Source organism: Arachnia sp. (assembly GCF_057238465.1).
In genome coordinates this window covers 139,751-157,207 of the sequence record NZ_DBHHFZ010000003.1, presented here as the reverse complement: position 1 = coordinate 157,207, position 17,457 = coordinate 139,751, and the positions used below count along the sequence as shown (strand labels likewise).

At 66.6% G+C, this 17,457-nt stretch carries 17 protein-coding genes; 8 read left to right on the top strand and 9 right to left on the bottom strand.

The window, feature by feature from the left end:
- The first annotated feature begins 4 nt into the window (after positions 1-4).
- The 7 genes from ACO6D6_RS04675 to ACO6D6_RS04645 all read left to right on the top strand — a co-directional run bounded on the left by ACO6D6_RS04675 (position 5) and on the right by ACO6D6_RS04645 (position 6,246).
- Positions 5-442: a EutP/PduV family microcompartment system protein gene (locus tag ACO6D6_RS04675; protein WP_484783644.1), complete on the top strand. Its 438-nt coding sequence runs from the start codon at positions 5-7 to the stop codon at positions 440-442.
- Positions 424-1,776 carry a PocR ligand-binding domain-containing protein gene (locus ACO6D6_RS04670; protein WP_484783642.1) on the top strand — a complete coding sequence of 451 codons (1,353 nt, stop codon included), beginning with the start codon at positions 424-426 and terminating at the stop codon, positions 1,774-1,776. Before ACO6D6_RS04675 ends, ACO6D6_RS04670 begins: the two co-directional genes overlap by 19 nt.
- 154 nt (positions 1,777-1,930) lie before the next feature.
- Entirely contained in the window at positions 1,931-3,034 is a 1,104-nt protein-coding gene (locus tag ACO6D6_RS04665) for a 1-propanol dehydrogenase PduQ (RefSeq protein WP_484783641.1), read from the top strand.
- A gap of 158 nt (positions 3,035-3,192) precedes the next feature.
- A complete protein-coding gene (locus tag ACO6D6_RS04660) occupies positions 3,193-3,528 on the top strand; it encodes a transcriptional regulator (RefSeq protein WP_484783639.1) in 336 nt (111 codons plus the stop codon).
- Positions 3,525-4,250, top strand: coding sequence for a nucleotidyl transferase AbiEii/AbiGii toxin family protein (locus ACO6D6_RS04655; RefSeq protein ID WP_484783637.1), 726 nt, complete (start codon positions 3,525-3,527; stop codon positions 4,248-4,250). The genes ACO6D6_RS04660 and ACO6D6_RS04655 overlap by 4 nt, the downstream gene beginning before the upstream one ends.
- Before the next feature lie 84 nt (positions 4,251-4,334).
- Positions 4,335-5,213 (top strand): isochorismatase family protein, encoded by an 879-nt coding sequence (locus tag ACO6D6_RS04650; protein WP_484783636.1) that lies wholly within the window; start codon positions 4,335-4,337, stop codon positions 5,211-5,213.
- Between the two features lies 1 nt (position 5,214).
- Entirely contained in the window at positions 5,215-6,246 is a 1,032-nt protein-coding gene (locus ACO6D6_RS04645; RefSeq protein WP_484783635.1) for an aldo/keto reductase, read from the top strand.
- A gap of 346 nt (positions 6,247-6,592) precedes the next feature.
- Here the strand turns inward: ACO6D6_RS04645 and ACO6D6_RS04640 are convergent, their stop codons facing one another.
- The 8 genes from ACO6D6_RS04640 to ACO6D6_RS04605 all read right to left on the bottom strand — a co-directional run bounded on the left by ACO6D6_RS04640 (position 6,593) and on the right by ACO6D6_RS04605 (position 14,812).
- Positions 6,593-8,035, bottom strand: coding sequence for an ATP-binding cassette domain-containing protein (locus ACO6D6_RS04640; RefSeq protein WP_484783633.1), 1,443 nt, complete (start codon positions 8,033-8,035; stop codon positions 6,593-6,595).
- 371 nt (positions 8,036-8,406) lie between these two features.
- Complete coding sequence (locus ACO6D6_RS04635; RefSeq protein WP_484783631.1) at positions 8,407-9,633, bottom strand: MFS transporter; 1,227 nt, start codon at positions 9,631-9,633, stop codon at positions 8,407-8,409.
- 62 nt (positions 9,634-9,695) lie between these two features.
- The gene (locus ACO6D6_RS04630; RefSeq protein ID WP_484783629.1) at positions 9,696-9,851 is read right to left on the bottom strand and encodes a hypothetical protein; all 156 of its coding nucleotides are present in this window, start codon (positions 9,849-9,851) and stop codon (positions 9,696-9,698) included.
- Positions 9,826-10,971, bottom strand: coding sequence for an MFS transporter (locus tag ACO6D6_RS04625; RefSeq protein ID WP_484783627.1), 1,146 nt, complete (start codon positions 10,969-10,971; stop codon positions 9,826-9,828). Before ACO6D6_RS04625 ends, ACO6D6_RS04630 begins: the two co-directional genes overlap by 26 nt.
- A gap of 137 nt (positions 10,972-11,108) precedes the next feature.
- A complete protein-coding gene (locus tag ACO6D6_RS04620) occupies positions 11,109-11,774 on the bottom strand; it encodes a WbqC family protein (RefSeq protein ID WP_484783625.1) in 666 nt (221 codons plus the stop codon).
- A 7-nt stretch (positions 11,775-11,781) separates the two neighbouring features.
- The gene (locus tag ACO6D6_RS04615) at positions 11,782-12,420 is read right to left on the bottom strand and encodes a PIG-L deacetylase family protein (protein WP_484783624.1); all 639 of its coding nucleotides are present in this window, start codon (positions 12,418-12,420) and stop codon (positions 11,782-11,784) included.
- Positions 12,421-12,422: 2 nt separating this feature from the next.
- The gene (locus tag ACO6D6_RS04610; RefSeq protein ID WP_484783623.1) at positions 12,423-13,514 is read right to left on the bottom strand and encodes a glycosyltransferase family 4 protein; all 1,092 of its coding nucleotides are present in this window, start codon (positions 13,512-13,514) and stop codon (positions 12,423-12,425) included.
- On the bottom strand, positions 13,511-14,812 hold the full coding sequence (locus ACO6D6_RS04605) for a nucleotide sugar dehydrogenase (RefSeq protein ID WP_484783622.1): 1,302 nt from the start codon (positions 14,810-14,812) through the stop codon (positions 13,511-13,513). Before ACO6D6_RS04605 ends, ACO6D6_RS04610 begins: the two co-directional genes overlap by 4 nt.
- A 74-nt stretch (positions 14,813-14,886) precedes the next feature.
- On the opposite strand from ACO6D6_RS04605, the gene ACO6D6_RS04600 reads away from it, so the two are divergent.
- Positions 14,887-15,933 (top strand): glycosyltransferase, encoded by a 1,047-nt coding sequence (locus ACO6D6_RS04600; RefSeq protein WP_484783620.1) that lies wholly within the window; start codon positions 14,887-14,889, stop codon positions 15,931-15,933.
- A 55-nt stretch (positions 15,934-15,988) separates the two neighbouring features.
- Here the strand turns inward: ACO6D6_RS04600 and argG are convergent, their stop codons facing one another.
- Complete coding sequence (argG, locus tag ACO6D6_RS04595; protein ID WP_014847869.1) at positions 15,989-17,413, bottom strand: argininosuccinate synthase; 1,425 nt, start codon at positions 17,411-17,413, stop codon at positions 15,989-15,991.
- Between the last annotated feature and the right edge of the window lie 44 nt (positions 17,414-17,457).

The following is a 17,457-nucleotide window of genomic DNA, read 5'->3' as shown; positions in this document are numbered from 1 at the left end:
GAACATGAGGTCGATCCTGCTGGTCGGCAGCATCGGAGCCGGCAAGACGACGTTCAGGCAGCGCCTCCAGGGGCTGCCAATCGAATACGCCAAGACCCAGGCCATCGAGACCTTCGCCTCCGCCGTCGACACCCCCGGCGAGTACCTGGAGGTGGGACGCTACAAACACGCCCTGATGCTGGCCTCCTACGACGTGGAGGTGGTGGTGCTGGTGCAGTCCGCCACCAGCGACGAGACCCGTTTCCCGCCGGGGTTCGCCACCACCTTCAACCGTGAGGTGCTGGGGGTCGTCACCCATGCCGGGGTGGCCACCGAGACCCAGGTCCACCACGCGGTCAACCACCTGACGCAGGCCGGGGCCCACCGGATCGTGGCGGTCGACTCGGTGACGGGCAAGGGATTCAAACGCGTTCAGGAGGTGCTGTGCCGGACTTCATCGTGAACCCCGCCGCGGGCAACGCGGCCGCAGCCCTCGACCTGCGCAACCTCATCGACGTCGAGGAACTGCAGCGCATCCAGGACGATTTCGCCACCTCCACCGGGTTGGCGATGATCACCGTCGACTCCATGGGCCGTCCCGTCACGGAGGCGTCGCGGTTCAGCACCCTGTGCCAGTACCTGCGCCGCGACCCCGCGATCCGCGCCAAGTGTTACAGCTGCGACGCCCACGGCGGTTTGCAGAGCGCCATCGAGGGACGCCCGGTCGTGTACCGGTGCCACGCGGGACTGGTGGACTTCTCCGTTTCGATCATGTGGGGTGCGCAGTACCTGGGCGCGGTGATGGCCGGGCAGGTGCTGCTCACCGAGGGGCAGCAGCAGCTCCAGCGGCTCGTGGGCGCCTCGGAGGTGCTGGAACACAAGGAGACCGCGAAACTGCTGGACCAGGTGGCCGTGGTCGACCTCGGCAAGCTGCAGGCCGCCGCCAACGAGATCGTCGGGTTGGCGAACGCGAAGCTCGGCTCCACGCTCGGCGAGGCGGATTTCGCCGTCGCGGTGGCGGGCACGGTGCTGGGCCGGCTCGGCAGGATCCCGGACCCCAGCGGCAACGCGGCGCTCGCCCCGCTGCTGGCGGGCATCCGGAAACCGCTGCCCCTGATCCCCGTCGAGTCGGTGAAGCGACGAATCTCGCTGGATGCCCCGGTGGTGGCCCGAAACGTCGCGCAGGGCAACGCGGCCGCGAACCTGGAGCTGCTCGGCGACTACCTGGATCATCTGCTGCCGCGCTGGAGCCAGAAGGTGGATCCGAAGGAGCTGTCCGAGTACGAGGACATGATGATAGGCATCGCCACCAGCGAGGCCGTGCAGTTCGGGCGCGACATCTCCCAGATCGTCACCCGCCACCGGGGACGCAGACGCGGCCCGATGAACCGCTACGAGTGCCAGGTGTACTGCGAGAAACTGCTGATCCGCGTCCACGACCTCCTCGAACCCGCTTCCCGGGGTGGGGAACGCAACCTGACGACGCTGCTGAACGAGATCGAGAAGAACCCGTCGTCGTTCCTGACGCTGCACAAGGCGGCCTCCTACCTGAGGTGGTCGGAGTCGCACTTCGCGAGGAAGTTCAAGGAACGCACCGGCTCCAGCTTCATCCACTACGTGACCGCCAAACGACTGGAGCGCGCGAAGTTCGTGCTCGTCCACACCGACAAACCGGTGCTCAGGATCGCCGCTGAACTGGACTTCACACCGCTGAACTACTTCTCGCGGCAGTTCAAGAAACACATCGGGGTGACCCCGTCCGAGTACCGCAGGGAACATTCCGGGAGGGCAGCATGACCAGGGCCCGCTCATCGGTGCACATTCTCCGCTGGATGATCCGCGCCGCCAGCGAGGCGGGGAAACCGGGCTGGGAGGCGCCGGATGAACCGCGGGAAACGATTCCCACGGTTAGGGGGAGAAAAACAGAGACACACGAGAACAGGGGCAGGGCATGAGGGAGTTCCGGCTGGCCACCAGGGTGAGGCTGGGCGCGGAGGCGCTGGAGGCGCTCGACGAGTTCCGCGGAAGGCCGGTTTTCCTCGTGACCGACGACTTCTTGGCCACCACCGGGGTGTACCGGAAGGTGGTCGACAGGCTCGGTGAACAGGTGACGACGTTCACGGGTGTGAAACCGAACCCCAGCACCTCCGAGATCGGCGCCGGGGTGTCGGTCTACCTGCAGTCCGGGCCCGACGTGGTCGTCGCCTATGGTGGCGGGTCGGTGATGGATGCCGCGAAGGTGATGCACAAGGCCGCCCTCGACGCCGGTTTCGGGGCACCGGAGGGGATCGTCGCGATCCCGACCACCAGCGGGTCGGGTTCGGAGGTGACGTCGTTCGCCGTGGTCACCGACGAGCAGACACACACGAAGGTCCCGATCGCCTCCAACGAACTGGTGGCGGGGCTGGCCATCCTGGACCCGGAGGCCGTGGTCGGGGTGCCGCCGCACATCACCGCCGACTCCGGCATGGACGTGCTCACCCACGCGACGGAGGCGTACGTGGCGTTGGAGGCCTGCGACTTCTCCGACGCGCTGGCGGAGAAGGCCGTCGAGTTGGTGTTCGGGAACCTGGAGCGCTGCTACACCCACGGCGACGACCTGGAGGCGCGTTCCCACATGCACAACGCGTCCTGCATGGCGGCGATGGCCTTCGACAACGTCGGCCTGGGTATCGTCCATTCGCTGGCGCACGCGCTGGGCGGCCACTACCCGATCGCGCACGGACGGTTGAACGCGTTGCTGCTGCCGCACGTCATCGAGTTCAACGCCGCCCGCAGCGACCGCGCCGCCGAACGCTACGCCCGCCTGAGCAGGTTGCTGCACCCCTCGGCGAGGGGCCGGGCGGCGGTGACGTCGCTGATCGGGGCGGTCGAACGGTTGAGGTCGAGGCTGGACATCCCGTCGCGGCTGAGCGACCTGAAGGTCGCCCCCTCCGACCTGCGTCGAGACGAGGACGACCTGGTGGCCGCGGCCCTCGCCGACGGCTGCACCACGACCACCCCGGTGGCGCCATCGCCCGACGACCTGAAGGGCATCCTGCGCAGGATCGCGTGAGGGGTCGGGTCTTCACGTCGTGAAGTAGGGGCGTGACAGCGTCGCCGGATCATGACGGCGCCGTCGGGACCGCGAATCAGTTGATACCCGGTGAAGGGGTCTCATTACACTGGACCGACAGGCCGAGGTGCTGACGGCTCACGAGCGCTGGGAGGTTCATGGTGACCGATGCGGTTGCGGGACGTGTTCGGTTCCGGGACGTGAAACCCTGCTATGCGCCGACGACTCTTGATGCCCTACGCGGCCCCTATCACGGGCTGATCGACCTTCCGCACGGGGTTCGCTGGCAGAAAGACCGTGTGAGGATCGATGTGGATGATGTGGGGGGGCGGCGCATGGCCTACCAGGCGTTGCTCACCGAAGGGCGGGTGGCCGAACAGGAGCATCTGCTCAACCGGGATCGTCTCATCGAGCTGTGGCCCGTGCTCAACCTGGACCAGAGGGTGCGGGACCTGTGGGAAACGCGTTTCCCCGAACTCCGGGTACACACATGAGCCGGGATGCCTCCGAACAGAGAAGGATCACGAGGATCGCCCTGGAGGCGGCAGGTCCGGATGCAGGGTTCGCGCTGGCTGGGTCTGGTGCCATTCGCGAACATGGATTCATCGATCGTCCCACCGAGGACGTGGACCTGTTCACCACCCAGTCCGCGCAGCACGAATTCGCCCCGGCGCTGGGGCGAGTCGTCGCTGCCCTTCAAGAAGCAGGCTATGACGTGGAGATTCGGGAACGGCATCCCTGTTTTTCACGACTCGTCGTCACCAGAGACTCCTCGGAGCCGGTCGCGACCGTCGATCTGGGTGTCGACTGGCGTGCGGAGGATCCGGTCCGCCTTGCGGTCGGGTCGGTGCTCGCTCCCGATGACGCAGTGGGCAACAAGGTTGCGGCTCTTTTCTCGAGAGGCGAGGCCCGCGACTATCTGGATGTGGATCGCATACGTGCTTCAGGAAGGTACCGGGACCAGAGGCTCATCGAACTGGGTCATCGATCCGATCTCGGTTTTGAGATCACTCAGTTCGTCAGGCGCCTGGAAGAGGTTGGCCGCGTTCAGCCCTTCGAGGTCGCGATCTACGAGGTTTCTCCGGAGCAGCTGCGGGCCGTGAAGGATCGTTGCCTGGCATGGGCGCGCGAGCTGCGTGCCCGAGTGTTTGGTGATCCGATTCCTCCGCGCGGCCAGGCCGCTGGTTCCGACGGCATCACGGATCCGCGGAACTGACTGGCTCTTTGGGGCGGTGCGGAACGCGAGGGGGTCGGGCAGTATTTGCCCTGGAGCGAACTCCAATGTTTAGCGTGTGTGATCATGCGAAGTGCACTGCTCGAAATCGACTGGCAGAACTGGATTCTCGCCCTCGCCCACGACCCGTGGTCGGCGCATCTGGGACGGGAGGTCCGGCGCTTGCTGGCCAACCTCGGCTGGCCGGTGATCAGCACCCGGTACCTGTCCCCGGAACCGGGGGACGACCGGGCCGATCCTGATCATCCGGACGCCGCTTTCGTGGAAGGTTTCGAGCCGCGTGGGCAGCCCGTCATCACCAAACACGGCCGCGACATCTTCGACGTCGCACAAACCGACGAGACCCTGCGGGGCCTCGGTGTCGAGCACGTCGTGTTGACCGGTTTGGTGACCAGCCACGGCATCCGGCTCGCCGCCACGTCGGCCCTGGCTCGCGGATATGCGGTGACCGTGGTGTCCAACGCCTGCGCCGACACCACCGGTGAGGCGCACCTCGCGGCCCTCGGTGAGCTCCGCGACGTAGGTGTCGTCGTCCGGTCCGCGGATGAGTTGACCGCCTCTGCGTGGCGGCGGGCCGGGACCATTGCCGTCGGGATAGCCGAGGTGGCCGACATCACCGGCCTCAGCCGCGACACCCTTCGCTGGTACGAGCGTGAGGGGCTGATCCCGGTGATCGACCGGACCTCCAACGGCTACCGCCGCTACGACGGGCAGGCGATCCGGATGATTCAGATGCTGGTGAGGCTGCGACGCACCGGGATGCCGGTGGAGCAGATGCGCGAGTACATCACGCTGGTCGCCGAGGGGGAGTCGTCGCACCGGCGTCGCCTGGCTCTGCTCAGGCGGCATCGCGACGCCGTTCAGCAGCAACTGAACCAGCTTGCCGACGACCTCGGCGCCCTCGACCACAAGATCGCCAACTATGAACGAGCACTGGGAGAATGACATGCAACAGGTACCCACCATTGATCTGGGCCACGGCCTGGAGGTCAGCCGGATTGGTTTCGGCGGGATGGCGTTGAGCCACGTCTACGGGCAGACCGATCCTGCCGATGCCCTCGCGACCCTGCACGCCGCCGTCGACGCAGGGGTCACGTTCCTCGACACCGCGGACGTCTACGGTGAACCCCGGCCCGGCACCCAGGGTCCGGCAGGCACGAACGAGGAGTTGTTCGCGCAGCTGCTGCGGGAGCGTCGGGGGGAGGTGCAGATCGCCACCAAGTTCGGCATCACCGGTCTCATCGGGGTCCCCGACGCCCCGGCGACGCGCGGTGACCGCGCCTACGTCCGGTCGGCCTGTGAGGCATCGCTGCGGAGATTGGGCGTCGAGACCATCGACCTGTACTACATGCACCGCCGCCAGCTCGACCTGCCGATCGAGGAGACGGTGGGGGCCATGGCTGAGCTCGTGACGGAGGGCAAGGTCCGTCACCTGGGGCTGTCCGAGGTGACCGCGGCCGAACTGCGGGCCGCCGCCACCGTCCATCCCATCACCGCTGTCCAGAGCGAATGGAGCCTGTGGTCGCGTGACGTCGAGGCCCAGGTGGTGCCCGCTGCCCGTGAGGTGGGGGCCGGGTTCGTGCCCTACAGCCCGCTGGGACGTGGGTTCCTCACCGGCGCGTTGACACCGGAACGGATCGCGGGGTCGATGCTCAGATCCGAGGACCGGTTCGTCAGGAACTACGAGGCCAACCAGCAACTGCTCCAGGTGATCCACGGGGTCGCCGATGAGCTGGACGCGACCCTGGCGCAGGTCGCGCTGGCCTGGCTGCTGGATCGGACCGGGCGGCTCGGCCTGCCGGTGGTTCCCATCCCCGGCACCCGGTCCGCGGAGCGCATCCGGCAGAACGCGGCGGCGGCGCAGCTGCGGCTGACCGACGACCAGGTGGCGCGACTCGATGCCGTTGCCGATCTGGTTCAGGGATCCCGGAACCTGTCGTTCACGCCGCCGCAGTGGATCTCCAGCGGCCGAGAGTGAATCGTCGCATCCCACCCGGGCGGTCCCATCCCACCCGGGCGGTCCCATCCCACCCGGGCGGTCGCATCCCACCCGGGCGGTCACGCCAGCCTAATCGTCGAACGCCAGCGCTACAGCGCTGGCGTTCGACGGGAAGGCAGGCGTTTCCGTCAGGAAGGCAGGCGTTTGGCGGTAAGGCTGGCGTTCGACGGGAAGGCAGGCGTTCGACGGGAAGGCAGGCGTTTGGCGGGAAGGCCAGCGTTCGACGGGTGGGCTGGCGTTTGGCAGTAAGGCTGGCGTTTGGCGGGAAGGCTGGCGTTTCCGAGCAGGGAGGCCGGCGGTTGGCGTCGCACGCCGTGCCTTCCGGTCACGCCCCCCGGGTGGCCTCGGTGGCGACGGCCCTGGTGTCCCATTCCTCCCGGACCCCGCCGTCGGCCATCACCAGCACCCGGTCGCTGAACTGGTGCAGCTCCCGTTCGTCGCTGGTGAACAGCAGCACCCCTACGCCGCGGCCCGTGATCTCCTCCAGGAGACGCACGAAACGTTCCCGGGTGGCGATGTCGAGGCCGTCGGTGGGCTGGATCAGGATCATGATGCGGGCGTTCTGGCTGGCGATCTCCTGCATCTGCTGCCAGCGACGCTGACCGGTGGACTGCGCGGGACGGTGCAGGAGCTTGCTCATCCGCTCCTCCGACTCCTTCAGCAGGAGCAGGATCCGGGTGGTGTCCTCGATGGCTTCGTCGTCGATGTCATCCTCACCGTCGAGCATGACGATGTTGCGGGCCGCGTGGGCCTCGCTCTCCGGGTCCAGCATGTTCGTCAGCACCGCGATACCCAGCGACGGCAGGTCGCGGGGGGCGGTGATGCGGGCAGCGCAGCCGTCGACGGTCAGCGAGGCCATGTGGGCGGGACGTTTCCCGATCAGCGCGTCGCGCACCTCCTCCACACCCGAGAAGCGGGAACCGGTGAAACCGAGCACCTCGCCCCGGTTCAGCTGGAAGGAGACCGGCTCGGTGGTGCACTCCAGGCCGACGACATCCATCACGACATCAGCGGTGGCATTGGCGTGCCGTGGTGTCATCTCGATGACGGAGCCGAACATCGCCTCGGTGAGCTGGTCGACGGTGGCGGCGGCGGAGTCGAAGATCCGTTCGATCTTGCCGTCCCGCAGCACCGCGATCCGGTTGCACAGCCGCAGCGCCTCCTCCAGCTGGTGGGTGATGTAGAGGACACCCCGGCCCTCCTCGACCGTCCGGCTCAGGGCGTAGCGCAGGTCCTCAAGTTCCTCGGAGTTGAGGGCGTTGCTGAGTTCGTCGATGACGATGACCTCACGCGGGTCGGCGAGCATGCGAACCACCTCGGCCATGCGGCGTTCCGTGTGGCTGAGGCCGCCGAGCCGGTGAGTGGGGGACAGGGGGATGCCGGTTTCGGAGAGGATTCGCTTGGCCCGGGTCATCATCTCCGTGAGGCTGGGCCTTCCCTCGACGTGCCGGAACATGGCCTCGACGACGGTCAGCCTCGGGTCCAGCTCGTTCTGGGGGTCGATGAGCATGATCTGCCGCGGATCCCACGGCCCACCCGAGAGACTGGCCACCCCCTCATCGGCCGACGTGTAGCCGGCGATGATCGAGGCCATGGTGGACTTCCCAACTCCGTTGGGGCCGACTATGCCGAGCACCTCCCCATGCCGGAGGTCGATGTCGACCCCGGTCAGCACCTCGAGCCGACCGAAGGACTTCCGCATCCCCCGGACCGCCAGCAGCGGCTCTTTATCCCACATGAATACCTCGTAGTTGTTATTCGTTCGCAACGCGAAGCCGTCTCCTCGGCACCAAGGCAGGTTCCAGATGGGTCCCCATCCCTGCTAGGGCGCCCTTGGTTATCCGACTCTAAGCGATGGTCGAGTCAATCCTCGGGTGGCGAACCTGCCCTTGGTTAACTGAGATTCCGCAGACAGGACCTTACCGCTGCGTTGCCTTTCCTGCTAACTGGATCGACAAATCAAGGTAATTTTTTCTTCAACAATGTTCAGACTCGCCTGTCAGCCGACCGGCTGACGCAGCTGCTGGGTTTTCCGTACCGGTTGTCAGGCCCCGGGGAGCCGGTGGGAAACCGGGGAGCGGCGGCGGTGCCGGGTTCCCGTCGCTCCCGGCGGGGCGACGATGCGGTGAGCGGGGACGGTCAGGGGGCCTCGACGCCGGGCATCACCCGGTTCCTGAATACGATCGCCAGGATGAGACCGACCACCAGCAGGATCAGGGAACAGGCCGGGAACATTCTGAACGTGATCTCCGGATCGACGTGCATCAGGGAAACCAGCAGCGGGGGCAGTCCTGTGCCCACACCGTTGCCGAGGACCTGGGTTGCCTGGAACAGGCCACCGAACAATCCCGGCCGGTTCCTGGGCGCGGGCCGCAGCAGGGTGATCAGTTGGCCGGGCAACCCGAACCCGACGCCCGCGGTGACCAACGCCAGACCGAACGCGATCGGGGCGCTGGGGAAGGACGGCTGGGTCAGCGAGATCACCGCGCCGGTCAGCGTGATCAGCCAGGCGAACCAGGTCAGGTCGCGTTTACCGGAAACCACCCCACCGGCGATGAATCCGGCAGCCAGGCCGAGCATGAATGGAATGTTGATCAGTTCCATGCGGAGCTTGACGAGCTCGGATATGTGTCGGCCGCCGCTCAGCGTGAACAAGTCCAGGTAGAACCAGATCCCGTACAGGACGGCCCCGAACAGCAGCGTCTGCACCAGGGCGGGTAGTTTCCCGGAGGGGCGGTGTGGCGGTGCCGGCCGGGTGGTTGCGACCTCGGCGGGGGAGTGGGGGAGCGTGAACCAGCCGAGGAGAGCCAGGGGAACAGCGACGATGGGTGCCCACAGCAGCGTCGCCTTCCAGTCCTGCTCGGCGGTGTACAGCGAGGCGATCATTGGCAGGGAGCCGTGGAAGGCGCAGAGCAAACCGATCAATGGTCCGTGGTTCTCGGGGTACACCTTGGTCACGGCTGAGAATGCCGCGGGAAGCAGCGCAGCGCTCCCGGCCGTCTGGACTGCCGTGGTGATGAACAGGAGATCCCAGGAGTCCGACCAGCCCATGACGTAGGCGCCCAGCGCCCACAGGAGGATCCCGGGGATCCAGATCGAACGCGGCCCGAACCGGTCGCCGAGAACGCCCCAGAGGATGAGGAAGACGACTGAGACCGTCGCCTTCAGAATCGTGAAGGCCGAACTCAGGAGGACACCATGGTCCGAGGAAAGGACCCCGGAACTCTGGAAGGCCATCCACCCTGCCTTCTGGAAAAACCCTTGAGCGAGATGGACGACGGCGATCCCGAACAGCACGAAGGTGATGTGCAGGCTTTGGTGGTTGTTCGGTGATGCAGTCTGCTGGGTTCGTGAGTGGATCGTCATTTCCGTTTCTCCGGTGTCGTAACCGGTTTTCCTGGCCGTGGTGATTGTATTCGACGCCTCGTTCACTCGTCGCTGCTTCGTTGCGCCGCCACTCGTTTCTTCGGCTTCCCCAGTGCCAGGACGAGTCCCGTGACCAGCAGGATCAGGGAGCAGCTCAGGAACAGATGGACCCTTGCGTCCGGGGAGACCGCTTCACCCAGGGCGAGGATCAGTGCCATGGGCACCCCGATCCCCACCCCGTAGCCGAGGTTCTGAGCCACCTGGAAAAGGGCGGCGGCCCGGGAGATCCGGTTCCCGGAAGCGAGACGCAGCAGCGTGACCAACCGCCCCGACAACCCGATTCCGAGCCCCGCCGAAGCCAGAACCGAGCCGGTCAGCACGGCGATGTCGAAAGGCAGCAGCGGGACCGATGCGATCCCCACGCCCGTCGCGGCGATCAACCACGCCAGCCAGGTGTTCTCGCGGTCTCCTGCGATCACCGCACCCACGACGAATCCCGCCGCAAGTCCTGCGATGAAGGGGAAGTTGACCAGGCAGGCCGTTTTGGGCCCTGAAATACCCGGCGGCGCCGCTGAGGGCGAGCTGGTCGTGGTGTGCGGAGAAAGCAAGCTCCAGGTGGATCCGGAACCCCGACAACACGGCGCCGAACAGCAGGGTCTGCACCACCGCGCGACCCCGTCCGGGGCGGCTCTCCGGGGCGGGGTCGTCATCGGATCCGGCCTCGAAGGGACCGGAGGGGATGGCCAACCAGCCCAGGATCAAGGGAGGGATAGCGGCGACGGGGATCAGCAGCAGCGCCGCCCGCCAGTCCACCGACTTGGCCATCAGGTCGGCGATCAGCGACCCCGGCAGGTGGAGGAGCGCAGGAAAGGCAATGACCAGGCCGGTGAGGAAACCGCCCCGGTACGACTGCGCGTTCGTGACGGCGGCGAGCGCGGCGGGGAGCACCGCCGCCACCCCGGCTGCCTGGAGCGCATAGCTCGCGAGCAGGAACTCCTCCGAACCCGACCAGCTCCCCACGAACACCCCCAGCGCCCACACGAGCAGGCCACCGGCGTAGGGCAGGCGCGGCCCGTAACGGTCGCCGAGGAGGGCCCACGGGATCAGGAGGAGGGTGCAGACCGCCACCTGCAAAGCGGGGAGCATCAGGGTGGATGCGGCCAGGCTCTGGGCGTTCGACCCGGGGGGAGCAAAACCCTGCTGGGCCCGCAGCACCACCCGCCCGAGGATCCCCTGCGCCAGGAACACGACCACGATCCCGAACAGGACCGCCGGGACGCACATGCCCTGCCGAGCATCCGGGGATGCGGGTTCCCGGGCTGGTGGGTTGGTGCTCATCTGGGTGTCTCCTCCGGGAGCGCGACGATTCCGGCTGGGCCGCGGACGGTGATCCGGCGCAGGGACGCGTCTCATCCGGGGGCGGCAGACCGGCCGGTGGTCACCGCATTCTTGCACCCAGCCGGTTCACGCCCCCGTCACCACCAGGGGTCGGCGCCCGAGGCCAGGTGGTCGAGCATGCTGAGGCCCCCCGCGAAGTCGCCGTGCGGCTGGGGGTAGGGGGTGGGGGTGAACGAGTGGTAGTCCAGCGCGATGCCGCGTTCCGCGAACACCGACTCGTCCAGGTAGTTGCGACCCGAGGGGCCCGACAGGTAGACATCCCCGCCGAGTTCCGCGGTGATGGCGGCCAGCAGCTCCGACGCCGAACCGGTCGCCTCCAGCTCCGAGGAGCGCACCAGTTTCGTCGGGATCGCGTAGTGGTCGCGCAGCCGGGTGATGAGGTCGGTGCACAGGTCGGCCAGGTTCGTCGTCTCGCGGGCGTAGACGGCCTCCAGCATCGCCTTGGCCGTCTCGAATCCGGGGCAGCGCCCGTACAGGGTCTGGAGGGTCTTGACGTGGTCGCTGCGCCACGGCTTCAGCTCATTGGTCTCCACGTCGCGCGTGAGCTGTCCGAGCCTGCCCTTGGTGTGCACGGGGATGGTCAGCCACTGCGGCCCGCCCGGGCCCTTGATCTTCACGCGGTTCTGGAATCCACCCTTGGTGAAGGGCACCGTGTCCAGCAGGACGAAGACATCCGCCTTCGTCATTTTGTCGAAGTAGCCCGTCCAGGGGGCGAAGTTCGGTTGGTGGATGGTTACGATCATGTTCGGCTCACAAAACAACGCGGATCAGTTCGAAGGCCTCGGCCCAGTCGTGTTTCACCTGGAGACCGCGGACCTGGGCCAGGGATTCGTGGAATTCCTTGGTGAAATATGCCCTGCCCATTTCTAGCTGCGAGGTGTACTTCGTCAGGGCGTCCCATTTCTTGTCGAGGTGGCGCTTGTCGAGGGTCACGAACGCCGACGCGGAGAACGTGATGTGGTTCCACGGCAGTTCGTAGCCCAGCAGGGTCTTGTGTTTGAAGGCGCGCATCGCCTCGTCGTGGATGGTGGCGTGGTCCTGATGCAGGTCGGCGCCGGAGGGGATCAGGATCCATTCGGGGTTCAGCTGGCGTTCCATCGCCACCATGTTCTCCAGCACCTCCTGGCGGTGGTAGCCGAGCTTGCGCACCGGGTAGTGCATGATCTGCCGGTTCTCCGGTTTCACTCCGAGCGCGTCGAGGGAGGCGTGGCATTCGTCGGCCAGGCGGGTCGGGGCGGACCCGGCCGGCAGCGACTCCTCCGCCGTCGAGAACACGGCGACGTGCAGATCGACTCCCGCTTCCAGCCACTTGGCCATCGACCCTCCGGCGCCGAGCTCGGCGTCGTCGGTGTGCGGGGCGAGTACGAGGATCCGTTCGGGGATGAGCATGCTCACAGCCTTTCATAGCAGGACAGGAGTTTTCCCAACTCCACGTCCCAGTTGTACTTGCGGAGGATCGCCTGCCGTCCGTTCTCTCCGATCCGGGCCGCCTCCTCCGGGTTCTCCAGCAGGCGGTTCAGGGCCTTGGCGACGGCGTCGGTGTCGAACGGGTCGACGGTGATGCCGCAGTCGTGTTCGGCGACGATTCGCTGCCACAGGGGGAAATCGGATGCGATGAAGGGAAGGCCGCAGGCCATGTATTCGAACATCTTCGTCGAATAGCCCTCCACGTAGTTGCTGATCGGGTGGTCCAGCACGAGCCCGACCTGCGCGTCACGCAGCCCGGCGACGATCTCGTCGCGGGGCAGGGGGCCGGGGTGGTGGACGTGCCGCCAGCCGGGATGCGCCTCGGCCTGTTCCCGGAGCTGTTTGAACTTGCCCGCCAGCATGCCGGTGACGTCGTCGGGCAGGTGCTCGAAGGCGGCGAGCATCTCGAACAGGCCCTGCTGCTCGGACAGCCCGCCGACGTAGATGAACGCGTTGCCCCGCTCCTGGAAGGGTTTGTCGTTGCGCTGGTTCGCCAGGCCTTTCTCGGGGAAGTTCTGCACCACGACCGTTTTGTGTGCCGGGAACTTCTCGGCTATCGAGGGGGTGGCGGCGACGATCGCGCTCAGCGCCCTGCCCGAGACGCCCTCCAGCACCCGGGTGATCCCCGAGAGTGGTTTCTTCAACCAGCCCGGGATCCAGGTTTTGTTCATGATCTGCAGGGGAACGTCCTCGTGGACGTCGTAGACGACCTTCTTCCCGCACAGCCGCAACGCCAGTCCGACCCCCATCAGCTCGGGGTCGTGGAAGTGGTAGATGTCAGCCCGCTCCTGCAACGCCCGGAACAAGATGGCCCAGGTCTTGCGGAGGATCCGGTCGATGCGGCCGCGTGGTGCGCCCAGCCCGATCACCCGCACCCCCGCCACCTCGATGTCGCCGTCGTGGCAGTTGATCAGGGCGATGTCGTGGCCCGCGGCCGCCAGGGATGCGCATTCCTTGTAGGTGACGCGGGTGTCGTGGACGTCGTGGACGGAGGAGAGGTGACGGACCCTGCTCATCGGGCGGTGCCGTCACCGATCGAGCGATGGGCGACACCCTCCCAGCGGACCGGGTCCAGGACGCCGCGTCCGTCGATGATTGCTTGGATTCCGGGTAGGTCTGTGGGGGTGAGGTCGAGGTATTCGGGATGGTCGGCCTGGAGGATCGCGGCATCAACCGGTTCACCCAACCGGTAGGGGGTGAACCCGAACCGGGTGAGTTCCTCATCGCTGTACATCGGATCATGCACCAACACCACGGCCCCCTTCGAGGCGAGGATTTCGACGGTGGGGAACACACCCGAGAACGCGGTCTCCTTCACCCTGCCCCGATACGAGGCACCCAACACCACCACACGACGACCCGCCAGATCCCCCAACAGGCCCTCGACCAAACCAATCGCATACCCCGGCATGGTCATGTTCGCCTCCCGGGCAACCCGCACAATCGACGCCTCCGGATCGGTGTAGAGATACAACCGCGGGTAGACGGGGATGCAGTGCCCACCAACCGCGATACCCGGCCGGTGAATATGACTGTAAGGCTGCGAGTTCGACGCCTCAATCACCTTGTACACATCAATCCCATGCGCGGCGGCGAACTTCCCGAACTGGTTGGCCAACCCAATGTTGACATCCCGATACGTGGTCTCAGCCAGCTTCGCCATCTCCGCGGCCTCCGCCGACCCCATGTCCCACACCCCATTGCCCCGCGGCAGATCAGGACGCTCATCAAAACTCAACACCCGCTGATAGAAGTCAACACCCTTCGCGGTGCCCTCCGCAGAGAGCCCACCAACCAGCTTCGGATACTTCCGCAGATCCTCAAACACCCGCCCCGTCAACACCCGCTCCGGGGAGAACACCAGATGGAAGTCCCGGCCCTCCACCAAACCGGAGACCTCCTCGATCAACGGCTTCCACCTGCCCCGGGTGGTACCAACCGGCAACGTCGTCTCATACGACACCAAAGTCCCCGGGGTGAGGTGCTCCGCGAAGGACCGGGTAGCGGCCTCCATCCAACCAAAATCAGGCTGCCAGGTCTCATCATTGACGAACAACGGCACAACGATCACGATCGCATCGACCCCCGGAATCGCCTCCGAGTAGTCACAGGTGGCACGCAACCCCCCGGCCGGCACCAACCTCGACAGTTTCTCCTGCAGATGAGCCTCACCCGGGAACGGCTCAACACCGGCATTGACCGCATCCACCACGGCCTGCTGAACATCAACACCCACAACCTCGTGCCCCATGTCAGCAAACTGGACAGCCAACGGCAACCCAATCTTCCCGAGTGCGATGACGGCAATCTTCACGAGCGATTCCTTCCCAAACACTGAACCCAGCGCGCTGCTGCAGGTGATTGTACTCACGGGATAATCTGTGCCGCATGAGTCCTGTGCTGGCCATCGGGCCTTCGAACTACGCCGGGCAGGCGACCGCATGGGCGCGGGCCGTCGCATCGAATCTTCCGGTGGGGGCTTGGTCGTTTTCCGGGGTGCCGTTGCGTGGGGGTGGGTTCCACTTCGAGGTGGACAGGTTGTTGGGCCGGATCGGGTTTCGCACCCCCGTCGCGTGGGGCTGGCGCGCGGGGCGGCTGTTCGACGGCGTCACCCATGTGGCGCTCGACGGTTTCATGTCCTTCGCGCGGTGGGATCGCGCCTCTCATTTCCAGTCCGATGCCCGGAGGCTGGCGGAGATGGGGTATTCGATGGCGTTGATCGCGCACGGCTCCGATGTGCGCGATCCCTTGGCGCACATGGCCCGCGACGAGTGGTCGTACTTCACGGTCGGCGACGAGAAGTGGCGGTCCTCGCTGATTCGCCGCACCGAGATCAACCGGAGTTTCGCGGCGTCCTGTGGCTGGCCGGTGTTCCATTCCACCCCGGACATGGGTTTCGACCTGCCCTTCAGCACGTGGCTGCCGGTGGTGGTCGATGTTGATTCGTGGGCCTCGGATGCGCCGCTGCTGGAACGTGACAAACCCCTCGTGGTGCATGTTCCCTCGCAGCGGAAACCACCGATCAAGGGCACCCAGTTCATCGATCCGGTGCTTCGGCGGCTCCATGACGAGGGGGCGATCGAGTACGTCGCGCCTTCGGGGCTACCGCACGCGCAGCTGCGGGAACTGGTGCGGTCCTGTGACGTGGTGGTGGATCAGGTGATGTTCGGGTCCTACGGGGTGGCTGCCGTGGAGGCGATGGCCGCGGGCCGGGTGTGTGTCGGACGCATGAACGATGTGGTCCGTGACCGGATGCCGGAGTCGCCCCATCTGCTGGAGGCAACCCCCCACGACCTTTACGAGGTGGTCGCGTCCATTCGTGACCGTCGCGACGAGCTGCGTGCCCGGGCGGCCGAGAACCGGGCATTCGCCGAGAAGTGGCACGACGGCCGGGTCTCGGCCGAGCGTCTGGCGCCCTTCCTCGGAGTCGGCTGAGCCGACCGGCTGCGGGGGCGGAAGTTGGTTGAGCCGGCTCTGGGAGAGGTGTTTCTCAGTCCGTTCCGAAGTCCATGGCCGAGCGCAGGGCCGCGTCCTCGACCTGTTCGGTGGTCCTGCCCGACCCGAGGGCGGCGATCTTCGCCGCGCCGCCCTGCTCCAGGGTGCCGATGAGGTTGACGTGACCTGCGAGCAGCGTGCCCTGGGAGGCGTACAGTTCGAGGCGTTCGCGGGAGTCCGCGATGTCCAGGTTGCGCATCGTGAGCTGCCCGATGCGGTCGGTGGGTCCGAAGGCCGCGTCCTCGACGCGCTCCATCGAGAGTTTCTCCGGCTGGTAGGACAGGTTCGGGCCTCGGGTGTCGAGGATGGTGTAGTCGTCGCCGCGACGCAGCCTCAGGTCCACCTCACCGGTTACGGCGGAGGCCACCCAGCGCTGGATCGACTCGCGCAGCATCAGCGACTGCGGATCCAGCCAGCGACCCTCGTACAGCAGCCGGCCGAGCCGCAGCCCCTCGGAGCGGTAGTTCGCGAGGGTGTCCTCGTTGTGGATCGCCGCCAGGAGGCGTTCGTAGGCGATCCACAGCAGCGCCATGCCCGGGGCCTCGTAGATGCCCCGCGACTTGGCCTCGATGATGCGGTTCTCGATCTGGTCGCTCATGCCCAGGCCGTGGCGGCCGCCGATGGCGTTGGCCTCCAGCACCAGGGCGACGGGGCTGTCGAAACGGCGGCCGTTGATCGCCACCGGCTGGCCCTGCTCGAAACGGATCGAGACGTCCTCCGTCGGGATCTCGACGGCCGGGTCCCAGAACTTGACGCCCATGATCGGTTCCACCGTCTCCAGGGAGACGTCGAGGTCCTCGAGGGTTTTCGCCTCGTGGGTGGCGCCCCAGATGTTGGCGTCGGTGGAGTAGGCCTTCTCCTTGGAGTCGCGGTAGGGCAGGCCGCGTTCGGCCAGCCAGGTGCTCATCTCGGCGCGGCCGCCCAGCAGCGAGACGAACGCCTCGTCGAGCCACGGCTTGTAGATCCGCAGCTCCGGGTTCGCCATCAGGCCGTAGCGGTAGAAGCGTTCGATGTCGTTGCCCTTGTAGGTGGAGCCGTCGCCCCACACCGACACGTCGTCGGCGGCCATCGCCCGCACCAGCAGGGTGCCGGTGACGGCCCGGCCGATGGGGGTGGTGTTGAAGTACGCGCGACCTCCTGAGCGGATGTGGAAGGCGCCGCAGGCCAGCGCGGACAGGCCCTCGGCGACGAGCGCTTCCTTGCAGTCCACGAGCCGGGAGATCTCCGCCCCGTACACCTCGGCGCGGCCGGGCACCGAGGCGATGTCGGTTTCGTCGTACTGACCGATGTCGGCGGTGTAGGTGCACGGAATGGCACCCGACTCGCGCATCCAGGCGACAGCGACGGAGGTGTCGAGACCACCGGAGAAAGCGATGCCGACGCGTTCGCCGACGGGAAGAGAAGTGAGAACCTTGGTCACTCCGCCAGCCTAGTCGAAGGGGTCCGGTGGCTTCCGGGAGGCTC

What these genes read in the sequence shown, in the direction of transcription:
- ACO6D6_RS04675 (WP_484783644.1), top strand. Translation starts at nt 5, where the DNA reads ATGAGGTCGATCCTGCTGGTCGGCAGCATCGGAGCCGGCAAGACGACG.
- ACO6D6_RS04665 (WP_484783641.1), top strand. Translation starts at nt 1,931, where the DNA reads ATGAGGGAGTTCCGGCTGGCCACCAGGGTGAGGCTGGGCGCGGAGGCG.
- ACO6D6_RS04660 (WP_484783639.1), top strand. Translation starts at nt 3,193, where the DNA reads ATGGTGACCGATGCGGTTGCGGGACGTGTTCGGTTCCGGGACGTGAAA.
- ACO6D6_RS04655 (WP_484783637.1), top strand. Translation starts at nt 3,525, where the DNA reads ATGAGCCGGGATGCCTCCGAACAGAGAAGGATCACGAGGATCGCCCTG.
- ACO6D6_RS04650 (WP_484783636.1), top strand. Translation starts at nt 4,335, where the DNA reads ATGCGAAGTGCACTGCTCGAAATCGACTGGCAGAACTGGATTCTCGCC.
- ACO6D6_RS04645 (WP_484783635.1), top strand. Translation starts at nt 5,215, where the DNA reads ATGCAACAGGTACCCACCATTGATCTGGGCCACGGCCTGGAGGTCAGC.
- ACO6D6_RS04635 (WP_484783631.1), bottom strand. Translation starts at nt 9,633, where the DNA reads ATGACGATCCACTCACGAACCCAGCAGACTGCATCACCGAACAACCAC.
- ACO6D6_RS04630 (WP_484783629.1), bottom strand. Translation starts at nt 9,851, where the DNA reads ATGGCACTGATCCTCGCCCTGGGTGAAGCGGTCTCCCCGGACGCAAGG.
- ACO6D6_RS04625 (WP_484783627.1), bottom strand. Translation starts at nt 10,971, where the DNA reads ATGAGCACCAACCCACCAGCCCGGGAACCCGCATCCCCGGATGCTCGG.
- ACO6D6_RS04620 (WP_484783625.1), bottom strand. Translation starts at nt 11,774, where the DNA reads ATGATCGTAACCATCCACCAACCGAACTTCGCCCCCTGGACGGGCTAC.
- ACO6D6_RS04615 (WP_484783624.1), bottom strand. Translation starts at nt 12,420, where the DNA reads ATGCTCATCCCCGAACGGATCCTCGTACTCGCCCCGCACACCGACGAC.
- ACO6D6_RS04610 (WP_484783623.1), bottom strand. Translation starts at nt 13,514, where the DNA reads ATGAGCAGGGTCCGTCACCTCTCCTCCGTCCACGACGTCCACGACACC.
- ACO6D6_RS04600 (WP_484783620.1), top strand. Translation starts at nt 14,887, where the DNA reads ATGAGTCCTGTGCTGGCCATCGGGCCTTCGAACTACGCCGGGCAGGCG.